We start from the raw sequence: 7,802 nt of genomic DNA, 5'->3' as shown, positions 1-7,802 counted from the left end.
AGATATATTGCCAATGGTCATACTATTTTTAATGTTATCAATGCCATGGTGTTCCTGATTTTTCTTCCCAAACTTGTTCAACTGACAATTTTGATATCTCCTAAACCTGATAAGAGACAAGAAAGATACAGGTTGCCGGAATTTGATTCAGGGTTCATTGATTCACCCATCGGTGCCCTTGCCAAGGTTAAGGGTGAGATCATAAACAATATAGAATTTGTTCATATGAATTTAAAGAAGATATCAACATGTCTTATGATAAGGGATGATGACATTCTTGGAGAAAGAGAGGCCGTAGAAGACCATCTGGATGATTATCAAAAAGTCATTATCAAATATTTGACAACAATTTATCAGGGAGAGGTGAACGAACCAGAGGCCAAAGAAATATCAGAAATGATGCGAATTACCAATAATATAGAAAGATTGGGTGATTCCATGGAAAATGTGTCAAAAATACTTGAAAGAATATATGACAATAATTTTGACTTCAGTGAAAAAGCCAAACAAGATCTGATAGCCATATCAGCCCAGGTGGATAATTTTTTGGGTTTGGTTGTCAAAGAAATGCACGATAAAACCCCGGGGTTTTATCAAAAAGCATTGGAAAATGAAGATTTGATTGACCAGATGCGTGAAGATATGAGATATCACCATATAGAAAGATTAAGACGAGGAGAATGTGTGGTTGATACCGGTGTCTTCTTTATTGCCCTTGTCTCAAATTATGAAAAGATGGGAGACTACTGTTTTAACATTGCCACAGGTGTAAACAGAATTATTTAAAAATGATAGTATTTGATCTTGAGTGCCTGAATGGTCATACCTTCGAAGGCTGGTTCGAAGATAAAGAAGATCTGGAAAAACAGCAGGAACAGGGTATTTTAGCATGCCCCGTTTGTGAAACCACATCCGTTGTCCAGAAACTTCATCCCATTGCCATTAAAAAATCTTCCAGTAATATGACCCAGAGGGCCCTGCAGGCAAGTCAGGAAGCCATGGCTGAATTAACTGAAAAAGTGGCTGAATACGTTGAAAAGAATTTTGAAAATGTGGGATCTGACTTTACAAAACAAGCCTTGAAAATGCACTATGGCGCCGAAGATTACAGAAATATCAAAGGTACCACAACAAAAGAAGAAGATAAGGTTCTTGCCAAAGAAGGTGTGCCCGTGTTTAAGGTTCCGGTTATTAAAAACCCAAAAGATGATTTGAATTAAGCACAGGCTTTTTCAATGAAATCAATTATAAATTTAATCTGTTTTTGTATTGGTTGCTACACCCTTATTCTGGTGGCACTCTATTTTTTTCAGGAGAAACTTATGTTTTTCCCCGGCCCAACCCCTTTTGGGAACTGTCCTGAAATGGAAAAGCACAATGCCGGGGCTGAAACATCTGAAGATATCCGGTACTATTTCCAGGCTAAACCCGAGCCTGACAGCTGGATTCTTATATTTCACGGGAATGCGGGCAATGCATGTGACAGAACCTATTTTCTGGATCTTTTAAACGGCTTTAATTCCAATCTGGTGGTATTTGAGTATCCGGGGTTTGGCAGGGATTCCAATGCGCCAAAGGAATCTTTGATTCTAAAACAGGCCCATGAGCTGGTTCTTCATATAAAGACAAGAAACCATGAGGGTCTGCCCATCTATCTTATGGGGGAATCACTGGGGACCGGCGTAGCAACCTGGATAGCAACCCGGACAGATATCAGTGGTTTGATTCTTTTTTCTTCTTATACTTCCTTAGCGCTGGTTGCACAGCACCATTACCCCTGGGCTCCTGTAAAGTATTTAATGAAACATAAATTTCAGGCTGAAATCTGGGCGAGTCAAACCAAGACACCGGCCATCCTTTTTCACGGCATCAATGATGACATCATTCCTGTTCATTTTGCCCGACAGCAGTATTTAAATTTCAAAGGTGAAAAAAAACTGGTTGAGCTTCCAAACTGCGGACACAATGATATTATTGATATGGGTGAAAAAATTATCCAAAAAGAAATTCACGATTTTATATCAAAGACATCCTCCTGATATGGTATCCATTGCAGAATTATTAAAGGATTGTTTTATAAAGCATAACCAAAAAACAGCCATATCTTTTTTAAGGGGTGATAAATTAGAGACCCGAATGTCTTTTCAGGACCTGGATTTAAATTCAAACAGAATGGCTAACCTGTTTTTAAGAAAAGGGGTTAAAAAATCAGACAATGTTGTTCTTCTCCTTGATAAATCCCTGGTTTTTATTGTTGCCTATATTGCCCTTCAAAAAATAGGAGCAGTATGTGTACCCCTGAATCCGGGATTTAAAAAATTTGAATTAACCTATCTGTTAAATGATGCTACACCGTCGCTTACGATCATAAACCCGGAACAGGTCGGAATGATCAAACAAATTGATTCCAACTTAACCTGTATGGAGGTTGATACTAAAATCCTTTTTCAGGAGATGACCTTCTTAAAATCCTGTTCCGATGATCTGGAAAAAGTAAGCCTATATCCTGATGATCCCGGACTTATCATTTATACATCAGGAACAACCGGTGATCCCAAAGGTGCTGTCCTGACCCAGAAAAATCTGGTTAATGATGCAAAAAATATTATTAAACTATGGGAAATTTCAGATTCTGATACCTTATGCCATGCCCTGCCTCTTTTTCATATTCACGGGTTATGTTTTGCCCTTCACACGGCCTTGATTTCCGGTTCACATGTGGTGCTGCTTGATAAATTTACCCCGAAAACCGTGATTGATCTTTTAAAAAAAAGCAAGGGAGATCTGGCATGTTCCTTATTTATGGGAGTTCCGGCCATGTATTCAAAGCTCGTTGACACTTTTCAAGATCAGGCCCTTTGTTTTGATCACATGAGGCTGTGGACATCAGGATCAGCACCCCTGCAGGTTAAGGATTTTCAAAGAATCAAACAAACATTTGGCAAAGAGCCTGTGGAGCGGGAAGGCATGTCGGAAACCGGCATGAATTTTTCCAATCCCCTGCATGGTGAAAAAAAACCAGGGTCCATCGGGCTTTCTTTTCCCGGCCTTAAGGTGAAAATCGTTGATCCTGATACTTTTTTGGATGTAGAACCCGGTCAGATCGGTGAGTTCTGGCTCAAATCAGATTCCATTACACCCGGTTACTGGAAAAAACCCGAAAAAACTGCTAAAGCCTTTGAACAGGGCTGGTTTAAAACTGGTGATCTGGGGAAAAAAGATGGGGACGGATATTATTATCTTACCGACCGATTAAAGAACATTATCATCACAGGAGGTGAAAATGTTTCCCCCAATGAGATTGAGGCCGTAATCAACCGACTTGATGCGGTTATTGAATCATCGGTTGTCGGTATTTTTGATGAAAAATGGGGAGAAAAAATTGTGGCGGCTGTGGTTAAAACTCCAGGTTCTAAAGATATATCCGGTGCAGTCAAGGCCATTTGCAAAGAGCATCTCCATGACTGGAAATGTCCAAAGGAAATCATTTTCATTGAAAAGCTGCCCAGAAATACCATGGGCAAAATCTTAAAAGAAAATCTTAAAAACTTATTTTGATCAAAACTATAAAAAAACAATGGTTTCTATGCGGACTGGTGCTGATTTTTTTGGCAGTGATTTTTGATAAAACAGGCTGGATTGCTCTTGCAGGAATTCATTTAAAGAATCATAGCGGATCAAGCGTCATGATTTTTTTCATATTTATATTATCGGGCATGATCATAGATATTGACCAGATGAAATCAGGCATAAGGGATGTTAAATCAACCCTTGCGGCTTTATTGATGATTATTGTCATCTCCCCTTTTGTTGCCGCAGCCATGAGTTTCTTGTCCCTGGAAACCGGTATCATCCTTGGCCTTTTTATCGTTGCAGTGATGCCGACAACCATTTCAAGCGGCGTGGTGATGACGGGAAATGCCGGTGGGAACATGGCCCACGCACTCTTTGTCACTATTGTTTCCAATTGTATTGCCATTATTTCCATTCCATTTATGCTGTCCATTCTTCTGCTTTTGCAGCAACAGGATAAAGTGCTGTCCATTGATCAAAAAGCAATTATTGTAAAATTGTTGATCCTGGTACTTCTACCCTTGCTCACCGGCATGTTTTTAAAGCAGATGGTTTTTAATATCACGGCAAACCAAAAAAAAATAATGGGAATTATCAACCAATGCTGTGTGATCTGTATTGTTTTTATGTCATTGTCCGGTGTCAAGGAGATTCTCATATCCAAAAGCAGCAGTTTTTTCTTAATAGTTCCCCTGGTCATTATTTTTCATCTGTGTCTTTTGGGATTTTCCTGCCTGGTTTCCCGGTTTCTCAACATCGGCAAAGGCAAACGCGAAAGTGTGATTTTCATGGGATCACAAAAAACCCTGCCCCTTTCTGTCATGCTGCAGATGACCTATTTTCCTGAATATGGGACAGCTCTCCTTGTCTGTGTCGTGCATCATATTACTCATCTTATGATTGATGGTTATCTTGCAGTAAAGCTCAAATAGGCTGAAGAAAGGAATCAGGCTTGACGGCTGGGCAACAAAAATCCCTGCTCAATCAGTTTGCGGATCAATTGGCAGAGGGTGGGGGTAATTTGCTCAGGATCTGCTTCCAGGGAAGCGATCATGTCCGAGATAAGATCCTTCACTGGTTTTTGGCCGTCGCATTTGATGAGCAGATTCGCGATTAATGGGTCTGAATTTCCCTTGTAGACAAATCCCTTTGATAGAGAGATGAAGGACGCCGTTGCTTTCCAGCCCTGTTCGCCAGGTTTAAAGTGCTGCTCCAGGCGGATATCCGGCGAGTAATGCAGACGGCTGTTCAAAAGATCATTGTCGTTTCGCACGGTTTGGAGAAAGTCCCACAGCTCAAAGCCGAGTGCAATGGACTCCCAGCATGGACTGATTAGCTTTTCCGGACTTTCATCGGCGCGGAACCAGTTTGCTTTGCCTTCTGATTTACGCATGGTGATCAAACCTGCGCCAATGGATTCTATGCCAAGTTTTTCATAGTAGGCCATCCATTTCCGGAACCGTTCAGCAAACTGTGTTTCCTGGTCAAAAAGCTCTGTATGTTTAATCCAGGTTGAGGCATAGGTTGCTGCTGTCAGAGATTCCGAACGCATCACCCATGCATCACAACCGGTTCCCTCAAACCAGTTCTCCAGCCTTTTTTGCCAGTCCTTGCCGCTGGTTTCTACCCAGTTGCATAAAATCTGGCAAAATCCGCCTTCATGAAGAAACCTTGGAACATCCTGAACGATCTTGCGAGTGACAGAGTCGGCTTCCATGCCTCCATCCCGGTAAATGAAACGTGTTTCCGGTGAAATGACAAAGGGTGGATTGCTGATAACCAAGTCGAATTTTTGGTCGGTAACCGGTTCAAAAAAGCTGCCTTGCAAGCATTCTATGTTGGAGACAGCATTCAGCTTTGCATTAAATTGCGCCAGTTGCACGGCACGGGGATTGATGTCCACGGCAACGGTGTGATCGCTGTGCGGTGCAGCTAGAAAGGCATGGACGCCGCAGCCGGCTCCAAGATCAAGGGTTCGGCGCGACTGCCTGCGGATCGTCAAATTCGACAAGGTAATCGTGCTGCTGCCAATACCCATGACATAGTTTTCCCGCAAGGGCGTCTGCATGATGGAGGACAAGTCAAAGGCTACAATAAGGTTCTGGAACGGCAGCAGTTTTACGGCTGCAACAACCTCATTAGCCCGATAATGCACCAGCCCTGCCTGTTCCCAGGACGTAACCGTCATCGGCTTGATTGCCTTCTCCAAAAGGCTTCTCTCCACCGGCATTTCCATAAGAAAAAGACGGATAAGGATATGGAGAGGAGAACCGGTACTGGTTCTTTCAAGCAGCAGGGGGTGATCGTTGCCTTTAATTGCCTGAAGGTCGTTGATGCCTATGGTGTCAAGTACACTGGAATCCATATAGCCGGTGCGGGTAAGCAAATCACGTAAGTGACGAAAATCGGCTTGGTCCTGAAAATCAAATAATCGAGAGGTGCTTGCAGAGTGGTTCATCATCAATTCCTTTATATTTTTATTCAATCAGGCCATAGAGGAGTCTGATCTCCTCTTCCCAGATGGATTGATCCGGTGTTTCAAGAACCATGGGAATATGGTCGAAGCGCGGGTCGTTCATGATGAATTTGAAAGGCTCAATCCCCAGGGATCCTTTTCCGATGCTCTCGTGTCTGTCTACCCGGCTTCCGAAAGGTTTTTTCGAATCGTTCAGGTGCATGGCTTTCAGGCAGCTGATACCCACGAGATTGTCAAACTCCTGGAGGGTGTTTTCAAAAGCCTTCGCTGTCTTGATATCGTACCCGGCAGAATAGATATGACAGGTGTCCAGGCAGATCCCTATGCGGCTCTTGTCCTGAACATTCCCAATGATCCTGGCCAGGTGTTCGAATCGATGTCCCATATTGGTTCCCTGGCCGGCAGTGTTTTCAATGACCGCCGTGATGCCGGCTGTCTGATCCAGGGCCAGGTTGATGGATTCGGCGATCCGTTCCAGGCAGTTATCGGTATCCATTTTGTTCAGATGACTTCCCGGATGAAAATTCAGGTATCGAAGTCCCAGTTGCTCACAACGCTGCATCTCCTCAAGGAAGGCGATCCTTGATTTTTCGAGGGCCTTTTCTTCCGGGTGCCCGAGATTGATCAGATAGCCGTCATGGGGGAGAATGTGCTTGGGATTGTAACCGGCATTCTTGCAGTTTTCTTTGAATTGGGTAATATTTTTATTAGTCAGAGGTTTTGACATCCACCGTCTCTGGTTCCTGGTGAACATGGCAAAGGCCTTTGCGCCAATACTTTCTGCGTTTTGCGGGGCTTTTTCTACACCTCCGCTGATACTGACATGGGCTCCGATATACTTCATTTTTTTCCTTTTTCTATCATTTATTTGAATTAATAAATAATTATAAATTCCTATGGTTAGACATTAACCAATCAAGGTATTCAATAATACATCCAGCTAAATAGAATGGAAGATTCAATAATATAAAATTTTTCCCGTTTAAGGTTTTAATTAGATTAACTTCTAATTTACCAGAATATATTCTCACTGCATAATCGTGTGATGTACGGTCAATAAACTGATATAATGAACGAAGTCTACCCGTTGCACCGGTTTTGACTTCAATGGGTATTATCAGATTTTTAAATTGTATGAGAAAATCAATTTCAGCACTTGACTGTTTTTTATCCCTGCTCCAGAAATGAAGTTTATACAGCGGAGATGTATCATAAGTTAAAAGTTCCTGACCTACAATGTGCTCTGCTATCCTACCCTGGTAAACAGAATCAATATTTTTTGTTCCAAACAGATCTTTTTGAAACCCGGCAAAATAATTTAACATACCTGTATCGAGAACCTGAAGTCTTGGAGATTTTTTGATGTTTGGCAGCAGTGGGGGTTCAACAGAGGATGAGGGATATAAAAGATAAATCAACATTGCTTTTTCTAACAATTTTAGCGCTTCGCCCATTTCCCTTGACTTGTAGTTGGAATTTCCAAAGCCTTGAAATTTTATTCTACTCCCAGCTTCATAAAATGCATTTGAGATCGCATACCTTATGACTTGTGCCATTGAATGATTTCGTGCATATTTTTCAACATCATCAAGATATGAAACAATTAAGCCGTCAAATAAATTGTTCAATGCAAGGATATCTTGTTTTTCTGAATATTTCTGGACAATTTCCGGCATCCCACCGATGATTGAGTAAATATGAAAAAACTTCATTAATTTTTCATGTGCAAAATCAGGAACCGGCATTGTATTGT

General features: G+C 41.7%; 8 protein-coding genes. 5 read left to right on the top strand and 3 right to left on the bottom strand.

Going from position 1 to position 7,802, the window contains the following annotated elements; genetic code table 11:
• From K8S13_RS19200 to K8S13_RS19180, 5 genes are all read left to right on the top strand, one after another.
• A partial coding sequence (locus tag K8S13_RS19200) for a PhoU domain-containing protein (RefSeq protein WP_291465071.1) occupies positions 1-786 on the top strand: 786 nt, incomplete at its 5' end.
• A gap of 2 nt (positions 787-788) precedes the next feature.
• Entirely contained in the window at positions 789-1,220 is a 432-nt protein-coding gene (locus tag K8S13_RS19195) for a DUF1178 family protein (protein WP_291465069.1), read from the top strand.
• Positions 1,221-1,235: 15 nt separating this feature from the next.
• Positions 1,236-2,039 (top strand): alpha/beta hydrolase, encoded by an 804-nt coding sequence (locus K8S13_RS19190; protein WP_291465068.1) that lies wholly within the window; start codon positions 1,236-1,238, stop codon positions 2,037-2,039.
• A 1-nt stretch (position 2,040) separates the two neighbouring features.
• Positions 2,041-3,558 carry a class I adenylate-forming enzyme family protein gene (locus K8S13_RS19185; RefSeq protein WP_291465067.1) on the top strand — a complete coding sequence of 506 codons (1,518 nt, stop codon included), beginning with the start codon at positions 2,041-2,043 and terminating at the stop codon, positions 3,556-3,558.
• Positions 3,555-4,505 carry a bile acid:sodium symporter gene (locus tag K8S13_RS19180; RefSeq protein ID WP_291465065.1) on the top strand — a complete coding sequence of 317 codons (951 nt, stop codon included), beginning with the start codon at positions 3,555-3,557 and terminating at the stop codon, positions 4,503-4,505. The genes K8S13_RS19185 and K8S13_RS19180 overlap by 4 nt, the downstream gene beginning before the upstream one ends.
• A 14-nt stretch (positions 4,506-4,519) precedes the next feature.
• On the opposite strand, the gene K8S13_RS19175 is transcribed toward K8S13_RS19180, so the two are convergent.
• From K8S13_RS19175 to K8S13_RS19165, 3 genes are all read right to left on the bottom strand, one after another.
• Positions 4,520-6,031 carry a methyltransferase gene (locus tag K8S13_RS19175; RefSeq protein WP_291465064.1) on the bottom strand — a complete coding sequence of 504 codons (1,512 nt, stop codon included), beginning with the start codon at positions 6,029-6,031 and terminating at the stop codon, positions 4,520-4,522.
• 19 nt (positions 6,032-6,050) lie between these two features.
• Entirely contained in the window at positions 6,051-6,893 is an 843-nt protein-coding gene (nfo, locus tag K8S13_RS19170; protein WP_291465063.1) for a deoxyribonuclease IV, read from the bottom strand.
• Positions 6,894-6,933: 40 nt separating this feature from the next.
• On the bottom strand, positions 6,934-7,802 hold an 869-nt coding region (locus K8S13_RS19165), incomplete at its 5' end, for a DUF4143 domain-containing protein (protein WP_291465060.1).

The sequence above is a fragment of the Desulfobacula sp. genome (assembly GCF_021107415.1).
This window is presented reverse-complemented; position numbering and strand designations above follow the sequence as displayed.

Coding starts and splice junctions, on each gene's coding strand:
- K8S13_RS19190 (WP_291465068.1), top strand. CDS start 1,236: ATGAAATCAATTATAAATTTAATCTGTTTTTGTATTGGTTGCTACACC.
- K8S13_RS19195 (WP_291465069.1), top strand. CDS start 789: ATGATAGTATTTGATCTTGAGTGCCTGAATGGTCATACCTTCGAAGGC.
- K8S13_RS19175 (WP_291465064.1), bottom strand. CDS start 6,031: ATGAACCACTCTGCAAGCACCTCTCGATTATTTGATTTTCAGGACCAA.
- K8S13_RS19185 (WP_291465067.1), top strand. CDS start 2,041: ATGGTATCCATTGCAGAATTATTAAAGGATTGTTTTATAAAGCATAAC.
- nfo (WP_291465063.1), bottom strand. CDS start 6,893: ATGAAGTATATCGGAGCCCATGTCAGTATCAGCGGAGGTGTAGAAAAA.